Source organism: Martinezella miluonensis (genome assembly GCF_900094545.1).
Taxonomy (GTDB): Bacteria; Pseudomonadota; Alphaproteobacteria; order Rhizobiales; family Rhizobiaceae; genus Rhizobium; species Rhizobium miluonense.
Genome location: NZ_FMAH01000019.1, coordinates 20,793 through 38,874 on the forward strand (window position 1 = coordinate 20,793; position 18,082 = coordinate 38,874).

Annotated in this window: 20 protein-coding genes and 1 riboswitch; of the genes, 10 read left to right on the forward strand and 10 right to left on the reverse strand. The window is 58.1% G+C overall.

The genetic code is table 11. The features are described 5' to 3' along the window. Positions 1–31 precede the first annotated feature (31 nt). A complete protein-coding gene (locus GA0061102_RS16440; protein ID WP_092850878.1) occupies positions 32–799 on the reverse strand; it encodes an N-formylglutamate amidohydrolase in 768 nt (255 codons plus the stop codon). A 180-nt stretch (positions 800–979) separates the two neighbouring features. Between GA0061102_RS16440 and GA0061102_RS16445 the strand changes: the two genes are divergently transcribed. The 7 genes from GA0061102_RS16445 to GA0061102_RS16475 all read left to right on the forward strand — a co-directional run bounded on the left by GA0061102_RS16445 (position 980) and on the right by GA0061102_RS16475 (position 7,190). Continuing rightward, positions 980–1,852: a MurR/RpiR family transcriptional regulator gene (locus GA0061102_RS16445; protein ID WP_092850880.1), complete on the forward strand. Its 873-nt coding sequence runs from the start codon at positions 980–982 to the stop codon at positions 1,850–1,852. A gap of 188 nt (positions 1,853–2,040) precedes the next feature. Next, complete coding sequence (locus GA0061102_RS16450) at positions 2,041–3,144, forward strand: ABC transporter substrate-binding protein (RefSeq protein WP_092850882.1); 1,104 nt, start codon at positions 2,041–2,043, stop codon at positions 3,142–3,144. A 72-nt stretch (positions 3,145–3,216) separates the two neighbouring features. Continuing rightward, positions 3,217–4,107: an ABC transporter permease gene (locus GA0061102_RS16455; protein WP_092850884.1), complete on the forward strand. Its 891-nt coding sequence runs from the start codon at positions 3,217–3,219 to the stop codon at positions 4,105–4,107. Further along, positions 4,104–4,892 (forward strand): ABC transporter permease, encoded by a 789-nt coding sequence (locus tag GA0061102_RS16460; protein ID WP_092850886.1) that lies wholly within the window; start codon positions 4,104–4,106, stop codon positions 4,890–4,892. The genes GA0061102_RS16455 and GA0061102_RS16460 overlap by 4 nt, the downstream gene beginning before the upstream one ends. 11 nt (positions 4,893–4,903) lie before the next feature. After that, positions 4,904–5,965, forward strand: a complete 1,062-nt coding sequence (locus tag GA0061102_RS16465) for an ABC transporter ATP-binding protein (protein WP_092850888.1) — start codon at positions 4,904–4,906, stop codon at positions 5,963–5,965. 105 nt (positions 5,966–6,070) lie between these two features. Next, positions 6,071–6,216: riboswitch (FMN riboswitch) on the forward strand. An 88-nt stretch (positions 6,217–6,304) separates the two neighbouring features. Next, the gene (locus GA0061102_RS16470; protein WP_092850893.1) at positions 6,305–6,781 is read left to right on the forward strand and encodes a 6,7-dimethyl-8-ribityllumazine synthase; all 477 of its coding nucleotides are present in this window, start codon (positions 6,305–6,307) and stop codon (positions 6,779–6,781) included. A gap of 58 nt (positions 6,782–6,839) precedes the next feature. Further along, positions 6,840–7,190, forward strand: coding sequence for a VOC family protein (locus tag GA0061102_RS16475; protein ID WP_092851074.1), 351 nt, complete (start codon positions 6,840–6,842; stop codon positions 7,188–7,190). A 66-nt stretch (positions 7,191–7,256) separates the two neighbouring features. Here the strand turns inward: GA0061102_RS16475 and phnF are convergent, their stop codons facing one another. The 4 genes from phnF to GA0061102_RS16495 form a co-directional block, all read right to left on the reverse strand. Further along, entirely contained in the window at positions 7,257–7,985 is a 729-nt protein-coding gene (gene phnF, locus GA0061102_RS16480; protein WP_092850897.1) for a phosphonate metabolism transcriptional regulator PhnF, read from the reverse strand. 1 nt (position 7,986) lies between these two features. Further along, positions 7,987–8,673, reverse strand: coding sequence for a class I SAM-dependent methyltransferase (locus GA0061102_RS16485; RefSeq protein WP_092850899.1), 687 nt, complete (start codon positions 8,671–8,673; stop codon positions 7,987–7,989). A 122-nt stretch (positions 8,674–8,795) separates the two neighbouring features. Next, on the reverse strand, positions 8,796–9,191 hold the full coding sequence (locus GA0061102_RS16490; RefSeq protein ID WP_092850901.1) for a VOC family protein: 396 nt from the start codon (positions 9,189–9,191) through the stop codon (positions 8,796–8,798). Between the two features lie 96 nt (positions 9,192–9,287). Further along, on the reverse strand, positions 9,288–9,713 hold the full coding sequence (locus GA0061102_RS16495) for a tautomerase family protein (RefSeq protein ID WP_092850903.1): 426 nt from the start codon (positions 9,711–9,713) through the stop codon (positions 9,288–9,290). 120 nt (positions 9,714–9,833) lie between these two features. Between GA0061102_RS16495 and GA0061102_RS16500 the strand changes: the two genes are divergently transcribed. Further along, positions 9,834–10,445, forward strand: a complete 612-nt coding sequence (locus GA0061102_RS16500; protein WP_092850905.1) for a TetR/AcrR family transcriptional regulator — start codon at positions 9,834–9,836, stop codon at positions 10,443–10,445. A 70-nt stretch (positions 10,446–10,515) separates the two neighbouring features. On the opposite strand, the gene GA0061102_RS16505 is transcribed toward GA0061102_RS16500, so the two are convergent. The 5 genes from GA0061102_RS16505 to GA0061102_RS16525 all read right to left on the reverse strand — a co-directional run bounded on the left by GA0061102_RS16505 (position 10,516) and on the right by GA0061102_RS16525 (position 15,881). Then, the gene (locus GA0061102_RS16505; protein WP_092850907.1) at positions 10,516–11,520 is read right to left on the reverse strand and encodes an ABC transporter ATP-binding protein; all 1,005 of its coding nucleotides are present in this window, start codon (positions 11,518–11,520) and stop codon (positions 10,516–10,518) included. 12 nt (positions 11,521–11,532) lie between these two features. Continuing rightward, a complete protein-coding gene (locus GA0061102_RS16510; RefSeq protein ID WP_092851078.1) occupies positions 11,533–12,600 on the reverse strand; it encodes a Gfo/Idh/MocA family protein in 1,068 nt (355 codons plus the stop codon). A 17-nt stretch (positions 12,601–12,617) separates the two neighbouring features. Next, positions 12,618–13,457 carry a carbohydrate ABC transporter permease gene (locus tag GA0061102_RS16515; RefSeq protein ID WP_092850909.1) on the reverse strand — a complete coding sequence of 280 codons (840 nt, stop codon included), beginning with the start codon at positions 13,455–13,457 and terminating at the stop codon, positions 12,618–12,620. A gap of 13 nt (positions 13,458–13,470) precedes the next feature. Further along, the gene (locus GA0061102_RS16520) at positions 13,471–14,424 is read right to left on the reverse strand and encodes a carbohydrate ABC transporter permease (protein WP_092850911.1); all 954 of its coding nucleotides are present in this window, start codon (positions 14,422–14,424) and stop codon (positions 13,471–13,473) included. A gap of 197 nt (positions 14,425–14,621) precedes the next feature. Continuing rightward, the gene (locus GA0061102_RS16525; protein WP_092850913.1) at positions 14,622–15,881 is read right to left on the reverse strand and encodes an ABC transporter substrate-binding protein; all 1,260 of its coding nucleotides are present in this window, start codon (positions 15,879–15,881) and stop codon (positions 14,622–14,624) included. A 545-nt stretch (positions 15,882–16,426) separates the two neighbouring features. Here GA0061102_RS16525 and GA0061102_RS16530 point away from each other — a divergent pair. Next, entirely contained in the window at positions 16,427–17,311 is an 885-nt protein-coding gene (locus tag GA0061102_RS16530) for a glucosamine kinase nucleotide-binding domain-containing protein (protein ID WP_092850915.1), read from the forward strand. Beyond that, complete coding sequence (locus GA0061102_RS16535) at positions 17,308–18,072, forward strand: GntR family transcriptional regulator (RefSeq protein WP_092850919.1); 765 nt, start codon at positions 17,308–17,310, stop codon at positions 18,070–18,072. The genes GA0061102_RS16530 and GA0061102_RS16535 overlap by 4 nt, the downstream gene beginning before the upstream one ends. Positions 18,073–18,082 lie beyond the last annotated feature (10 nt).

The following is an 18,082-nucleotide window of genomic DNA, read 5'->3' on the forward strand; positions in this document are numbered from 1 at the left end:
AACTGCTCCCCGGGGTCTTTTTCTTTTATGCTCAGGCTTCCAGACTGTTCTGGAGGAGCCCTGTCAGATAGTCAGCCATGACCCCTTGGCTAACGTCATCTTCGATGAGATCGTTGCGGATCTCGATCATTACGTTGTGCAGACCGTTGGCGATCCCATGCAGCTTCAGCGTATGGGTGACGCCATCTTCAGGACCGTAAGGCTGGTTGCGTTCGGTCTGACAGAGCGGCGCCTGCGCCGCCGCATCCAGCATGCGATCGGCCAGCCAATGGTCTTCGTCATGCAGAATGCCGAGCTCCACCGCCCGTTGCTTGCCGTTATAGATCGGCGTGAAGCTATGTATCGTCACGATCACGGTTTTTTGTGCGCGCGCCGCTCTCTCTTTCAGCAGAGCCCGGATGCGGTCATGAAAGGGTATGTAGAGACCTTCGGTGCGTGCCCGCCGGTCCGCCTCGCCCAGCCGCTGATTGCCCGGGATCGTATAAATCTCGCTGGTCTCCGGCATCGCACCGGCACTTTCCGGTGGCCGGTTGCAGTCATAAATCAGACGGGAGAAACGCTGAAAGATCAAAGTCGCGTCGAGGGCTGCCGAAATCTTGCCTGCAACCGCAAGTGCGCCCGGATCCCAGGCGATATGGCTGGAAAGAGCTTCGGCGGAAAGGCCGAGATCGCCAAACCGCTCGGGCAAAGCACGAGATGCGTGTTCGCAGATGATGAAAACCGCGCTGCTTCCGTCCGGCCTTTCGACCGCGACGCAATCGCCGTCCGCCTTCGTCAAAATGCCTTGCTGTGCAAGCATCCGGGGCGCCCCATTGCCGATTAATAAAATCTTTATAAGAAAAGAATTCTTCAGCTTTTGACCGCTGTCAACTGGAAACTGAAAATATTTCTTCATTTGTGACATTGACTCGAAATGTGACAGCGTTGTTATATCGTTGCAGGAGATCGGCATAAGACCGGCCCGGGGAGCAAAAATCGATTGCGCAATGCGTCAAAGACAGTTTCTGACGTGATCAATGCCCGCTTCGACACGCTGACGCGCGCCGAAAAGCAGCTGGCTAAGAGCCTGCTCGACAACTATCCGGTTTCTGGGCTGGGCAGCATCACGACAGTCGCCGAGAATGCGCGCGTTTCGACGCCGACCGTCGCCCGCATGGTGCAAAAGCTCGGCTATAAGGGCTATCCCGACTTTCAGTCTCATCTCCATCAGGAGGTCGAGGCGACCATCTCCAACCCGCTGACAAAGCATGATCGTTGGGCATCGAATGCGCCCGGCACGCATATTCTCAATCGCTTCGCAGATGCGATCATGAACAATTTGCGCCAGACGCTCGCTGATATCGATGCCGCAGCATTCGATAGCGTAGCGGCCTTGCTGTCCGAGCGTAAACGTGGCCTCTATTTCGTCGGCGGCCGCATCACGGGCGCGCTTGCCGAGTATTTCTTCACCCATATGCAGGTGATCCGCCCCAACACCACGCTGCTCTCTTCCAATTCCAGCACTTGGCCGCAATATCTGCTGAATATGAATCCGGGCGATCTGCTCGTGATCTTCGACATCAGGCGCTATGAGCAGGAAATGGTCAATCTGGCTGCCGCCGCCCGTCGGCGCGGCGCCGAGATCATCGTCTTTACCGATCAATGGGCGACACCGGCTGCCAAGCACGCCAAGCACATCTTCCGCGTGCAAATCGAGGCGCCATCAGCCTGGGATTCGTCGGTTGTCACACTTTTCATCGTCGAGGCCCTGATCGAAGCCGTGCAAAGCTTGACCTGGGACGAGACAAGCGAACGCATGAAAACGCTCGAAGGTCTTTTCGAACAAACGAAGTTGTTTCGCAAACTCAGCTAGAGGGAAGCAAAACTACAAAATTACATGAGATGGAGCGGTGTGAAATGCAGCAGCTGTCACACTTGACGATTAGAAGCGAAATCAACCGCGTTTACCGGAAACGAAGCGCTTTGAAGCCGTCACACAACCTTCATGCAACGTCATTAACAGCAACGCAAGGCACTGAAAACCCAAAAGGAGGAAATGCAGTGATCTCGAAAATTCACCGTCTTCTGACTATCTCCACCGCGATGCTCGTCGCTTCGTCCGCCATCGCTGCCGCAGAGCCGAGCGCCGATCTCATCGCTGCGGCCAAGAAGGAAGGCACGCTGACCACGATCGCCCTGCCCCACAACTGGTGCGGTTATGGCGACCTGATCGCTGCGTTCAAGGCCAAGTACGGTATCGACGTCAACGAACTGAACCCGGATGCCGGTTCGGGCGATGAAGTCGAAGCAATCCGCGCCAACAAAGGCAACACCGGCCCGCAGGCTCCTGATGTCATCGACGTCGGTCTCTCCTTCGGCCCGACCGCCAAGAAGGAAGGCCTGCTGCAGCCTTACAAGGTCTCCACCTGGGCTTCCATTCCGGACAGCGCCAAGGATGCCGAAGGCTACTGGTACGGCGACTATTACGGCGTTCTCTCCTTCGTCGTGAACAAGGACGTCGTGAAGAACCCGCCGAAGGACTGGGCTGACCTACAGAAGTCGGAATACGCAAACACCGTTTCGCTCGCTGGCGACCCGCGTACTTCCAACCAGGCTGTTCAGGCCGTTTACGCCGCTGGCCTCGCTGCCGGCGAAAAGGATGCCACCAAGGCAGGCGCAGCTGGTCTCGATTACTTTGCAAAGCTGAACAAGGCCGGCAACTTCGTTCCGGTCATCGGCAAGTCTGCTTCGCTCGCTCAGGGCGCGACCCCGATCGTCATCGCTTGGGACTACAACGGTCTTTCCTGGCGCGACAGCCTGAAGGGCAACCCGCCGGTTGACGTGACCGTCCCGGCTTCGGGCGTTATCGCCGGCGTATATGTTCAGGCGATCTCGGCCTTCGCTCCGCATCCGAACGCTGCCAAGCTCTGGATGGAATTCCTCTATTCGGACGAAGGTCAGATCGGCTGGCTGAAGGGCTATTGCCACCCCATCCGCTTCAACGACCTGGCAAAGAACAAGAAGGTTCCGCAGGAACTTCTCGACAAGCTGCCGCCGGCTGCTGCCTATGAAAAGGCTGTCTTCCCGACGCTCGAAGAGCAGGCTGCCGGCAAGACCGCCATCACCACCAAGTGGGATTCCGTCGTCGGTTCGAACGTACAGTAATCCGACCTAGCAGACCTCCCCGTTTCGGCGGGGAGGTTTTCCATTTTTTCGACGCCGCGGATTGGACCAGTCATGAGCATCGTCACAACATCAACGGTCAGTTCCACTCCGATGATCAACAAGCGCGTGGTCGTCGACTGGCTGGGTATTGCGCCCTTCCTGATCTTTGCGCTGCTGTTTCTGATTTTCCCGACGGTCTATCTGGTCGCCGGCGCTTTTTTGACGCCGGACGGAAGCTTTACGCTCAAGAACATCGCCGACCTGTTCACGCCGACGATCATGAGCGCCTATCTGATCAGTATCAAAATCTCGGTCGCTTCGGCGCTCGGCGGTGCGATCATCGGCTTTTATCTCGCTTGGGCGCTGGTGCTTGGCGGCCTCCCTTCGTGGGTCCGCCATGCCTTCCTGACCTTCTCGGGCGTCGCGTCCAATTTCGCCGGCGTGCCGCTGGCCTTTTCGTTCATCGCCACGCTGGGCCGCCAGGGTCTCGTCACCATATTGCTCGCCCATTTCGGCTTCAATCTTTACTCGACGGGCTTCAATCTCCTCAGCTTCTTCGGCCTTACCATCACCTACATGTACTTCCAGATCCCGTTGATGGTGCTGATCATCACGCCGGCGCTCGATGGCATGAAGAAGGAATGGCGCGAAGCCGCCTCCATTCTCGGCGCAACCAACACGCAATATTGGTTGATGGTCGCCCTGCCGATCCTCTGGCCCAGCCTGCTTGGCACGACGCTGCTGCTATTTGCCAATTCGTTCGGCGCGATCGCGACGGCAATTGCGCTCACCGGCAGCTCGCTAAATATCGTTCCGATCGTGCTCTATGCGCAAATCCGCGGCGACGTACTGCACAATGCCAATCTCGGCTATGCCCTGGCACTCGGCATGATCGTCATCACCGGTATCTCGAACGTCGTCTATATCTTGATGCGCATGCGCGCTGAACGGTGGCAAAAATGAAGCTGCAAAAACTCTTCGCCTGGATCGCCGTTGCCATCGGCCTCATCTACTTTCTGGTTCCGCTCATCGGCACGCTGGAATTCTCGCTGCGCATGCGGCGCAACGCCTATAGCTTCGATGCCTACGCTTCGGTCTTTTCGGACTTCGGCTTTATAACGGCCTTCGGCTTTTCGATGCTGATGGCGCTTCTGACTATCATCTTCGGCATGCTGCTCGTCGTACCGACCGTCTATTGGGTGCGGCTGCGGCTGCCGCAGATGCGCCCCTTCGTCGAATTCATCACGCTGATGCCGCTGGTCATTCCCGCCATCGTCATCGTCTTCGGCTATCTGCGCCTCTATAATTCTTCGTCGGTCCTGCCGCTGACGGGCTATAATTCAACGACGAACATTCTGCTTGTCTGTTCCTACATTGTATTATCCCTACCCTATATGTATCGTTCGGTGGATACGGCGATGCGCACCATTGATGTCGGCACGCTGACGGAAGCGGCCGAGAGCCTTGGTGCAAAATGGACAACCATCATGTTCAAATGCATCTTTCCAAATGTCATGAGCGGTGTGCTTTCCGGAGCGTTCATCACACTCGCGATCGTCATGGGTGAATTCACCATGGCGTCGCTGCTCAACCGTCCGGCATTCGGGCCCTATATGCAGCTCATGGGCGCCAACAGAGCTTACGAGCCGTCCGCACTGGCAATCATCGCACTTGCCGTTACCTGGCTCAGCATGGGCCTGTTGCAGCTCGTTTCCCGTTTCTCAAGATCCGCTCCGATTAAGGCGTAAGGCTTCTCACCATGGCTTTTCTCGAACTCACCCACATCAAGAAATCATTCGGCGAAGTTCAGGTCGTTCACGATTTCAATATGCAAATCGAGAAGGGCGAATTCGTCTCCTTCCTCGGACCGTCGGGTTGCGGCAAGACGACCGTGCTGCGCATGATCGCCGGCTTCGAAATGCCGACGGCAGGCACGTTGACGATCAACGGCAAGGATCAACGGCAGCTGAAGCCGAATCAGCGCAACATCGGCATGGTGTTTCAGGCTTACGCGCTGTTTCCCAATATGACGGTGCACGACAACGTCGCTTTCGGCCTCAAGGTCGCTGGCATGTCGAAGCCTGATATCGACAAGCGCGTCAACGAGATGCTGCGCCTCATCAAGCTCGATCACCTCGCTGGTCGCTATCCCTACCAGATGTCAGGCGGTCAGCAGCAGCGCGTGGCACTTGCGCGCGCCATTGCGGTCAAGCCTCAGGTTCTCCTGCTCGATGAACCGCTCTCGGCCTTGGATGCCAAGATCCGCATCTCGCTACGCGAGGAAATCCGCGCCATCCAGCAGCAGCTCGGCATCACCACGGTCTTCGTCACGCACGATCAGGAGGAGGCACTGTCGATCTCCGACCGCATCGTCGTCATGAATGCCGGCCGCGCCGACCAGATCGGTACGCCCTTTGAAATCTACAATACCCCAGCGACCCGCTTCGTAGCTTCCTTCGTCGGCACGCTGAACCTGATCGAAGGCAAAGTCGTCGATCCCAACAGCAACCGCATCATGATCGGCGATCAGGGCGTGACCTTGAAGCAGTCGGTTACGACCTACAAGCCGGGCGATACGGTATCGCTCGCCCTGCGTCCGGAGGCAGGCTCGCTGGCCGAATCGGCCAAGGGCGACACGGCATTGACGGGCGAGGTTTCCTCGGCGCACTTCCTGGGCTCGGTCATCCGCACGCGCATGAACGTCGCCGGCAACACGATTTCCTTCGATATGTTCAACAGCCCAGGCATGCTGCCCCCGAGCGTCGGAGAAAGGGTGACCCTGCGGTTCGCCTCGTCCGATCTCCTGGTCATTCAGGATTGAGAACATCCTCACACAAGAGGAATGTTTTGGAAAAATAATCGCCAACGCCGGGCCAAAAGCCTGGCGTTTTTCTTTGATTTCCCAGCGGAAATGCATTTATAGTTCACGCGTTCTCAGGGCGGGGTGAAATTCCCCACCGGCGGTATGGGGATTTCCCCGAGCCCGCGAGCGCCTTTCGGTTTTCCGAAAGGGTCAGCAGATCCGGTGAAAGGCCGGAGCCGACGGTATAGTCCGGATGGAAGAGAGCAAGCAGGGTCGCACCTCCTCGGCGCCGAGGGGCGCCGCAATGCTGCGTGTTCGCCCAAGGGATATTTGACACAACCCTTGAAAGGCAAATTCATGACTATTTCTATCTCTACCCAGCCGAGCCGCATTGCGCTTATTCGGGCCCGCTGGCACGCCGATGTCGTCGACCGTTGCGTCGATTCATTCATTGCCGAGTGGCAGACGGCGGAAGGCGCATCGCCGATCGATATCTTCGACGTGCCAGGTGCGCTTGAAATCCCGTTGCATGCGCAAACGCTTGCTCGCAACGGCCGCTATTCGGCGATCGTCGCCACCGCTTTTGTTGTCGATGGCGGCATCTATCGCCACGAATTCGTTGCCAATACGGTTCTCGATGCAATGATGCGCGTTCAGCTCGACACCGGCGTGCCGATCCTTTCGGCAGTCCTGACGCCACATCACTTCCAGGAGTCGGAGGCCCACATCCAGTTCTTCAAGGAACATTTCATCATCAAGGGCCGCGAAGCGGCGAGCGCCTGCCGGCATATTCTCGCAGAACGCGCAAAGCTGCTGCCATCCGTTACGGTCTGAGCCAACATGGTGGAGGCGCGGCGATAGCCCGCCTCCATTTCACATGGGAGAAACGTCAGTGACCGTCTTACGCATAATCCCAAACCTTACCGCCGCCGATCCTGCTGCGGCCCGACTATTTTATCACGACCTGCTCGGGCTCGACCTTGTCATGGACCATGGCTGGATCCTCACCTTCGCCTCAGAAGCGGCAACGGTGCCGCAGATCAGCGTCGCCAGCGAAGGCGGTTCGGGAACCATCGTTCCCGATCTTTCGATCGAGGTGGATGATGTCGACACACTCTATCAGCGCGCCACATCCATGGGTTTCGGCATATTGTATGACCTCACCGACGAGCCTTGGGGCGTTCGCCGTTTCTACCTTCGCGACCCTTTCGGCAAGGTTGTCAACATTCTGTCTCATCGCTAAAACAGAGCGAGCGGAGCACGCGGCGCAGTCCCGTTGCAAAACGATGCAGATCTCCCCTCAACCCAACTATCGCAGATCAACATTGAAGGTGGTGCGCTCGGCCGGCCAGATCGATTCCGAATAGGTTATCGGCACTCCGTCCGCATCCGCATCCACTTTGCGCGTCACGAGCAGCGGTGTCGATTTCGGTTGACGCAGGATCCGCGCCTCTTCGGCCGTCGGCATGCGTGCCTCGATCTCCGTCGACAAGCGCTCGTAATCGGTGACACCATAGCTGGCAAGCGCCGCCGAAATCGTTTGATACTGCAATCTGGCCTTGTCGAAATCAAGAAAGCGTTCGGCCGGATAATAAGAGTCGCCCAATTCGGCCGGAATGCCGTCGGCCGTCATCACGCCGCGGCGATGGATCACCAGCGCACCTACCGGCAGCTTCAGATAGGCAGCAATGCGTTCACTCGCCGGGATGATCTCGTGAACGAGCAGTTCGCCGCCCGGCTCGAAACCCTGCTCGATCAGGTTCTTGTGAAAGCGGGTGCGCTTCGACAGCGTATAGTCGAGCACACCCCTGTGGACGAAAGTTCCCCGCCCCTGTTCGGCGCGAACCAACCCGCGCTGCTCCAGATGCCCCAGCGCCTGGCGCACGGTGAAACGACTAACGCCGAAGCGCTGCATCAATTCAGGCTCGGTCGGCAATTTCTCTCCAGCAACGAAAGTCCCGGCAGCGATCTCTGCCGCCAGGATTTCACCAACCTGATGCCAGAGGGAGCTCCCGCCCTTTCGATCGATCGTCTCCATGTCAGACGCGCTTTTCTAGCCGGAACAACAGCTTGTATTCGGCAGGATAGCTGAGCGCGTCGAGAATGCTCGGATAGTATTTCCGATCCTTCGTCGCATGCACTAAGCCGTCATAGCCGAAGCGCTTGACGGAGACATCGAAGCCCGCCGCGGCGAAGGCATCGATGTAGTCCTGCGGGGAACGATCCTGCACCGGCGCATTGCTGTTACCGCCGATGAGGTCTCGCCACTTCGGCCAGAGCGGCATTTCATTGTGGCAACCGGTGACCGCGTAATAAACACCGCCATTGCGCATGACCTGGAACATCTGCTCGGCATGCCGCTTCAGATCCGGCAGCAGATAAACGACCTCGTAGCTGAAGGCCACGTCGAAGCTTTCAGCAAACGGGGACAGGTCGGTCGTCACATGAAACTGCAGCGGCATGTTGCCGACGACCGCGACAGCTGCAGCCACCGACTCCGAGGCGATATCGACGCCGACGCCGCGGCGGAAGGGCCGCATGGCATAGAGCAGCCGCAGGAAGCCGCCACGATTGCAGCCAAAATCCAGAATCGTCTTCGAAGAAAAATCACGCTCCGGCACCGTTTCGATGAAATGCCGCCAATAGGGACTATGCGATTCCGCCATCGCCCTATCGCCCTGCGGATCCGTATGCCAGGTTGCATAAGTGGATACTGCGTTTGTCATGATACTCTCGCTGTTGGAGTGGCTCGTGCTTTTGATAGCGCAGCTTCATGACATCGCTATAAATTCGTCCGGACGACCGGATTATTTTGGACCAGCTTTCAGAGTCGCAATAAGCGAGGTTCCTATTGCGCGCAGTCAATCATCCATTGCACGCCATACCGATCCGTCAGTTTGCCGTAGTAGCTGCCCCATGGCTGTACGGCGAGCGGCGTCGTCACCGTTGCGCCCTCAGCCAATAGGGCAAAAATCCTGTCGGCGCTGGCGCGGTCGTCCATGACCAGGATGTGCGCGGATCCGCGCATCGGCTCGGCGTCATGATTGTCGGATGCGAAGAATAACACGCCTGGCCCCTCGAAACGCGCATGCATCACCCTGCCCCGCATAGACTCGTCAGCAAGCGTCATTCCATTGGCACCGTGCCGAACCAACAGCGTGACCCGGCCGAGCCCACAGGCGGTATAGAAGGCAAGCGCTTCCTCACAATGCGTCGTGAAAAACAGATAATTGGCGAGTTGCACGTCCTGCCTCCCTCTTGCTGTCGGACGATAGCGGCTTAAGCGCACTCGCCCGGAGTTGATGTTAACTCCGCTGCCTCAGCGGTGATAAGCCTTTGCTTAGGATGCTGCAGCGTTCTGAATGGCTCCAACCAGATCTGCGTTGCTGTAACTCTGCCCTGCGATGCCCCAGGCCCCCTCCGGCGCATAGACGATATTCGACCAGATGTGCTCGCGCTTGATGCGCCCTTCGGCTGCGCGCTCGACGACGTCTGTCGCCTTTTCGATGAAAGCGCGCTTGGCCTCAGTCGTCGCAAGTGCGATCTCGGGCAGCTTGAGTTCGACAAAGGCCGCGGCAACGGGCTTGCCTGCAGCCAGCACATGTTCGGCGGGAAGCACGTTGATCGTGCCGATGACATTTGCCGTCATGAAGGTATTCCCGGTCAAGCCGGCAACATCGAGGACTGCATCGGTCAAGCCGGCAAAAGCCTGCGCCTGTGCTTGAGACGAAAGCAGTCCTTCGGGTACTGTGAGCGTAATGGGCATGGAACATCTCCTTGTTGGACCTGTGGCGGCAATTGATATATACCGATCACTCTTTAACGATACACACTGATCGCTCTCTATGCAACCGATAAAGAGAGACCACTCTTAATGGAGGCCGCAATGCGGTATAGTGCCGAACATAAGCAAGAGACCCGGACACGGGTTATCGCGGCTGCCGGACAGGTATTTCGAAAGGAAGGTTACGGCGGTGCGGGCATCGACGCCCTGACGAAAGCGGCCGGGGTTACCAACGGCGCTTTCTACGGACACTTTAAGTCTAAGGTCGAAGCATTCCGCACGGCTGTCGTGGAGGGATTGGAGGAGCTGCGCCAGGCCGTTTTAACACTCAGGGAAAGCCAGTCGAAAGGCTGGCTGCAAACCTTTGCCAGCTACTATCTCGGCTACAAGCGGACTTGCGATCTCGGCGACAGCTGCACGCTGCCGAGCCTTTCCCCCGATGTCATGCGCGCCGACGAGGAAACGCGCGATGCCTATACGGCAGTATTGAAGAAACTCATTGCGGATGTTGCGGCCGGCCTGCCGGAGGACAAGAAAGGAGACGCAAACGAGACAACGGCGGAGGATCGCGCAATCATTCTCCTCGCCACACTCAGCGGCGGCGTGACCCTTGCGCGCGCGGTCTCCGATCCTGCTCTTTCCAGCCATATTGCCGAGGTCATAGAACGGGCCGCCCTGGTAATGGGCAATCTCGCTAGTCCGCAAGACGAGTGATCAATTGTCGGGATTTTTCAGCGAGAAGCGACCGAGGCAAAGCTTCCCGCTTCACCTCGGTTAGGCCAATTTACGCCCGGATCGCTTGGTCATTCGCATCGAAGCGATGCATATGGCTCCTGTCCGGCGTCGCGTAAACGATCTGGTCCGGCTCGTATTTGTGCTCGCCGAATAAACGCACGGTCAGGAGGCCGGTGGTCTCGGATTCGAGATAGATGATCGTGTCGGCGCCGAGATGCTCGACGTGGATGACCTTGGCGGCCCAAGAGCCCTGATCGGGCGACAGCGTAATATGCTCGGGGCGGATGCCGACAGTCTTGGCGCCGCTTTCGCCCAGCCGCTCGGCCGGAATGAAATTCATCTGCGGCGAGCCGATGAAGCCGGCAACGAAGGTGTTGGCCGGGCGATTGTAGAGTTCCATCGGCGAGCCGATCTGCTCGATCGCGCCGGCATTGAGCACCACGATCTTGTCGGCAAGCGTCATCGCCTCAACCTGATCGTGGGTAACATAGATCATGGTTGCCTTAAGGCTGCGATGCAGGCGGGCGATTTCGAGGCGTGTCTGTACGCGCAGGGCCGCATCGAGGTTCGACAGCGGCTCGTCGAAAAGGAAAAGTTCCGGTTCGCGCACGATAGCGCGGCCGATGGCGACACGCTGGCGCTGACCGCCGGAAAGCTCGGCCGGTCGGCGGGCCAGATAAGGGGCAAGCGACAGCATGCCGGAAGCCTTCTCGACACGGCTGTCGATCTCTGCCTTTGGGGTGCCGGCCTGCTTGAGACCAAGCCCCATATTGTCCTTCACCGTCAGATGCGGGTAGAGCGCATAGGACTGGAAGACCATCGAAATGCCCCGCTTTGCAGGCGGCGTCACGGTGACATCCTGCCCATTAATCAGCACGGCGCCCGAAGTCACGTCTTCGAGGCCGGCAATGCTGCGCAGAAGGGTCGACTTGCCGCAGCCGGAAGGACCGACGAAGATGACGAACTCACCGTCCTTCACTTCGAGGTCGATGCCCTTCAGCACATCATGGATACCGTAGGCCTTGCGGATGGATTTCAGTTGAAGCGATCCCACAGACTTTTGTCCTTATAGATAAACAGGCTTGCCGGTGCGCACGCTTTCATCGGCGGCGAGGCAGATTCGAAGAGAGTTGAGAGCGTCGTCCATGTGGCGGGTGAGGTCCAAGTCTTCACGGATGGCCTTCAACATGAAGGCCTGCTCCGCCTCACAAAGTTCCTGGTGACCAGGTTCGCCCGTCATGCTGATGATTTCATCCGGAGATGCGAGCCGACCAGTCGCTTTGTCGATATCAGCGCGATGAACGCGGATCGTTGAGGTCTTCGTGTGAGCATCCACATCATCCGACTTCGTATTCGGATCAACGACAATCGAGACTGCCCCATTCGGCGACATCACATCCTTCACGAAGAAGGCCGTCTCCGAAATCATCGGCCCCCAGCCAGCCTCATACCAGCCGACCGAACCGTCCTCGTAGATCACCTGCAGATGGCCGTAATTATACATATCCGGCTTGATCTCCTGCGATAGCCGCAGACCCATGCCGCGCACTTCGACGGGTTTGGCATCGGTGATCTGGCACATCACGTCGACATAATGCACGCCGCAATCGACGATCGGCGAGGTCGTGCGCATCAATGACTTGTGTGTTTCCCAAGTCGGGCCGCTGGATTGTTGATTGAGGTTCATGCGGAAGACATAGGGGCCGCCGAGCTTCCGCGCTTCCTCAATCAGTTTCACCCAGGATGGATGATGGCGAAGGATGTAACCGATCACCAGCTTCCGCCCGGCCTTCTTGGCGGCGGCAACAATACGCTCCGCATCCTCCATAGTTGCCGCCAGCGGCTTTTCAATAAAGACGTCGCAACCTGCCTCAAGCGCCATCACAGCGTAGTCGGCATGGCTTTCCGTATAAGTGCAAATCGAACAAAGATCCGGTTTCAGCTCGGCAAGGGCTTTGGCAAAGTCAGGCCGGATCTCGTAGATATGCAGGGCCGGATCCAATGTTGGAGCTGTCCGGTTCACCAAACCGACAATCTCGAAGCCCGGATTGCGGTGATACGCGAGGGCGTGGCTGCGACCCATATTGCCGAGCCCGGCGACGAGCACACGAACTGGCTTGTTTGCCGCGTTGATATCTGCTTGTTCGGGTTTCACTTGACTGCTCCGGAGGTAATGCCGCGAATGAGTTGACGCGAAAACAGGACGTAGAGGATGAGGATCGGCAGGATGGCGAGCGTCAGCGCCGCCAGCACAGCGTTCCAGTTGGTGACGAACTGGCCGATGAAGATCTGCGAGCCTAACGTCACCGTCTTGGTCGCCTCGCTCGGCGCCAGGATCAGCGGGAACCATAGGTCGTTCCAGATCGGGATCATGGTGAAGACCGCGACCGTTGCCATCGCCGGACGGACCAGCGGCAGAACCAGGCGGAAGAAGATGGCGTATTCACTGAGACCATCGATCCGGCCGGCGTTCTTCAGATCACCGGATACGGTCCGCATGAACTCCGAGAGAATGAAGATCGCCAGCGGCAGACCCTGCGCGGTATAGACGAGGATCAGCGCCGTCAGCGTGTTGACGAGGCCGGCGGCGACCATGCCCTGCAGAATCGCGACCGTACCGAGGCGGATCGGGATCATGATGCCGATCGCCAGATAAAGGCCCGTAATGGTATTGCCGCGGAAGCGATATTCCGACAGCGCGAAAGCCGCCATCGCCCCGAACAGCAAGGTGAAAATGATCGAGACGATCGTCACGATGAAACTGTTCTGGAAATAGGTCAGGAAATCCCCCTGCTTCAGAACGGTGTCATAACCGATCATGCTGAAGGAGGATGGCGTCGGAACCGACAAGGGCGCACGGAAGATCGATGCGCGATCCTTGAAGGAATTGATGACCGTCAGGAACACCGGGAAAATGGCGACAAGCGTATAGGCGATGAGCGCCAGATGGACGAGGCTGGTACGGATAACGGAAGTGCGTGCCTTCGACATGGATCGCCGCTCCTCAGAATTGGTAACGGCGAATGCGCCGCTGCACGATGAAAAGATAGAAGGAAACGCCGGCGAGGATGATCAGGAACATCACCGTCGCGATCGTCGCCCCCATCGAGCGGTCACCCAGCTGCAGCTGAAAGCCGAAGAACACGCGATAGAGCAACGTGCCGAGAATATCGGTGGAGCCGTCGGGTCCCGCCAGGGCACCCTGCACGGTATAGACCAGATCGAACGCGTTGAAGTTGCCGACGAAGGTAAGGATCGAGATGATGCCGATCGCAGGAAGCACCAGCGGCAGTTTGATCTTCCAGAACTGGCTCCAGCCGGTGATGCCATCGCATTCGGCAGCCTCGATGACCTCTTCTGGAATGTTGAGCAGGGCCGCATAGATCAGCATCATCGGAATGCCGACATATTGCCAGACGGAGATAAGGGCGACGGCAATCAGAGCCGTGCTCGGCTTGCCGAGCCAGGGCGCAAAAAGCGACTTGAGGCCGATCACGTTCAAGAGCTCCGGCGCAACGCCCCAGAGCGGCGAGAGGATCAGCTTCCAGATAAAGCCGACGACGACGAAGGACAGCAATGTCGGCAGGAAAATGGCCGTGCGGTAGAAGGCGACGAAGCGCAGCTTCGGCAGAGACAGAAGTGCTGCCAGCGCGACACCGATCGGATTCTGCACGCACATATGAATGACGAAGAAGATCAGATTGTTGCGCAGCGCATTCCAGAAGTCATGCGCCCAGCGCTCATCGCCGAACAGCACTTTGAAATTGTTCAGACCGACGAAGACGGGTTGATTGTCGACGACGTTGTAAAGCGACAGTCGCAAGGTCTCGATCAGCGGCAGGATCATGATCGCCGTGTAGACGACGAAGGCCGGGAAAAGGAAAACGAGGATGTGCCAGCGTTTGGGGTGCCTGATCGGCCTGACCTCAAGGGCATCTGATGTCGCAGCGTCGCTCATGGCTTTCTGCCTGTTCTTGTTGGCTGACCGATGGAACGGTAGCACTAAGGTTCAAATCCACCCGTTGCCCCGGTGTGCGGCCGGATCGAAACGACGTCGGGCGTGTCGCAATGCAATGGCGATATGATCGCCGGAGCGATGGTCAATGATAAGAAAAGGGCGGGGAGCCAGAAGCCCCTCGCCCCTCTAAGCGATGATCACTTGGCCGGCTTGTACCAGCTGTCGAGACCCTTCTGCAGCTTCTCGCCAGCCTGTGCCGGCGTATCCGTGCCGTTGATGACGTTCGCGGATTCGGTCCAAGTTGCGTTTTCCAGGTTCGGCGTGCCGCGCGACAGGATCTGATACGTGGAGCGAACGGTCGACTTGTGGTCGTTGCGCCAGGAAACGAATGCCTGGGCAAGCGGATCGCTCATCTTTACCGGATGCGAGTTCAAGCTGAAGAAGCCCGGCAGCGCATTGGCGTAGATGGTGGCGAACTCGTCGGAAGCGACCCAGCTCAGGAACTTCTTGGCTTCTTCCTGATGTGTGCTCTTCGCATTGAGGCCAACGCCGATATCCGGATGGTCCGAGATGTAAGCTGCGTCGCCAGCCTTTGCGACCGGTGGCGGGAAAGCGCCCATCTTGAACTGAGCCTGCGTGTTGAACAGGCCGATTTCCCAGGAACCGGACGGATAGATCGCAGCCTTGCCGAGCGTGAAGAGGTTCTGGCTGTCAGAATAGCTCTGAGCCTCGAAACCGTCGCCGAGATAGGGCTTCCACTTGACCAGTTCCTTGTAAGGATCGATCCATGCGGCGTCCGTCAGCTTTTCCTTGCCTGATATCAGAGCCTTGCGGCCATCCTCACCCTTCCAGTAGTTCGGGCCGACGTTCTGGTAGCCCATGGTTGCGGCTTCCCACAGATCCTTCGTGCCCATTGCCATCGGGATGTAGGTGCCGTCAGCCTTAATCTTGTCGAGAACTGCAAAGAACTCGTCGCGCGTCGTCGGAACCTTGAGGCCGAGCTTGTCGAAGGCGTCCTTATTGTAGATGAAGCCGTGAATGACCGAGGCCATCGGCACGCAGAAGGTCGACTTGCCGTCGTCCGTGGACCATGCAGCCTTGGCAACTGCTGAGAAGTTGTCCATCCCCTTCAGGCTCGTGAGATCAACAAGATGCTTCTTGTTGAAGAGATCGAGCGAGGCGTCGAACGGACGGCAGGTGATGATGTCACCGGCGGAGCCGGCATCGAGCTTGGCGTTCAGCGATGCGTTGTATTCGGTCGGCGCAGTCGGCGAGAAGACGATCTTGATGCCCGGGTTCTTCGCCTCGAACGCCGGGATGATCTTTTCCTGCCAGATCTGCAGGTCGTCGTTACGCCAGCTTTCAATGGTCAGCGTCACGTCGGCTGCATGCGCCAGGCTGACGGAGGTCAGCAGGCTCGATGCGAGAAGCAAGCCTTTCAGAACATTGGTTTTCATTTCCCTCTCCTGTTTTCCGCGCCCGTAGCAAGGCGCTGTTCTCGATCTGAAAATCCGCTAGCCGGTCCGAGGAAACGGTCAGCGCTCCATAGAGATCGCCAGTTCTGCCGACCTCCCATGCATAAGGCTTCAGGGGCGAATTGCCCGATCGGCCCGAACGACGTCTGCCTGCCGCAGGAAAACGGAGGCACTGCAAGAACCCTGCGGGAAATTCATGACGAGCGCCGAAACGCGGATCCTCCTGATCCAGTGGCTTCGAACAACGACGAGATGCGCGCTTAATCGCCTCGCCTACCGGCCGTTGTTGTTCTGCCAGCCCTGCCGATGTCCATTCGCACTGTTCCCTTGAAACGAATTAAGGCCAAAAAAATACCAATTGTCCAGCCGATTTTAACGCTCGGCAGCAAAAAGAAAGAATAAAAAATTTTTATGTAAATTTTTCAAATAGATAGAAGACGGCAAAAATGGACGCTTTGCCTATTGGTAAATGGTATTTTTTTGGTATTGTATAAAAAGGCGGGGAACAGGCGGTATCCGGAGGCATGATGGGACAGTTTGCAATAGGCATCGACGGCGGCGGAACGAACTGCCGTGCGGCCGTGATAGACCAAACGGGGCAAATTCTCGGCACAGGCAAAGCCGGCGCCGCAAACATTCTCTCCGACCTGGAAAACTCTCTGATCAACATCGTCGAGTCGGCACGGCAGGCATTGGCAACAGCGGGGCTTGACCCGGAGCTTGTTCGCCAGCTGCCTGCAGTCATCGGTACGGCAGGCGCCAATGTCGGCAACTATGGCAAACGGGTGGAGGGCGCCCTTCCCTTCGCGAGCTCTCGCGTGGTGACGGATGCCACGATCGCGCTTCAGGGCGCGCTCGGCGATGCCGATGGGATCATCGGCGCCTTCGGCACCGGCTCCGTCTACAATGCCCGCCGTGACGGCAAAATCTGGGGGATCGGCGGTTGGGGTTTTGTCATCGGCGATCAGGCGAGCGGCGCCCGTCTCGGTCGCGACCTGCTCGAACGAGCCGTTCTCGCCTTTGATCGGGTCACTGCAGCCTCACCGCTGACGGATGCCGTCATGGCCGAATACGGAAATGATCCAGAGCGGGTCGTCGAATTTGCCCATGCATCCAAGCCAAAGGATTTTGCGCGCTATTCGCCGATCGTCTTCGAATATGCCGCAATGAACGATGTCGTCGCCATGGACATCGTCAAGACGGCAGCAAAGGCCATAACCGAAAGCCTCGACGCGCTGCTCTGGCCCGAATGCCCTTCGATCTGCCTTCTCGGCGGCCTTGCCCAAGCCTACCGCCCCTGGCTCGATGCGCGCCATAAAACGCTTCTCGCCGAACCCAGGGGTGACGTGCTACGCGGAGCAATTGATCTGGCAGTAAAACTACTGCGGGATGGGGAAGGAAACCGGGGATGACCGAGGATTTAAGTGCCATCTTCTCACCGGAACGCCTGTCAGGCGGGGGCACCGGCCCGCTCTATGTCAAGCTGCGCCGTACGCTCGAAGATGCCGTAAAGGTCGGGAGATTGAAACAAGGCGACGCGCTGCCGCCCGAGCGCGATATCGCCGAGTTCGCCGCCGTCAGCCGCGTCACCGTGCGCAAGGCGATCGACGATCTCGTCGCCGAAGGCATTCTGGTGCGCCGTCACGGATCAGGCACCTTCGTCGCAAAGCCGGTTTCCAAAGTGGAACAGCGCCTATCGCAGCTCACCTCGTTCACCGAGGATATGGCGCGGCGCGGTATGACCGCGCGTTCAGAATGGCTGCATAAGGGCATCCATACGCCATCCCCCGACGAGATGATGATCCTCGGCCTTGCCGCCGATACCAAAGTGTCGAGGCTGAGCCGCCTGCGTATCGCCGACGATCAGCCGCTCGCGATCGAGCACGCCAGCGTCTCCGGCGAGTTCCTGCCGGATCCATCGGTGGTGACGACATCGCTTTATGCGGAACTGGAGAAGCAGCAGGTTCGCCCGGTGCGGGCCGTTCAGCGCATATCGGCGACCAATATGAAAGAGGCGGACGCGGGGCTGCTTGGCGTTCCGGTGGGAGCGGCAGGCCTTTCGATCGAGCGTATTTCCTATCTCGGCTCAGGTCGAGCCGTGGAATTCACAAGGTCGCTCTATCGGGGAGACGCCTATGATTTCGTCGCAGAATTGACGATCGGCGCCACGTAATCTCACTCCC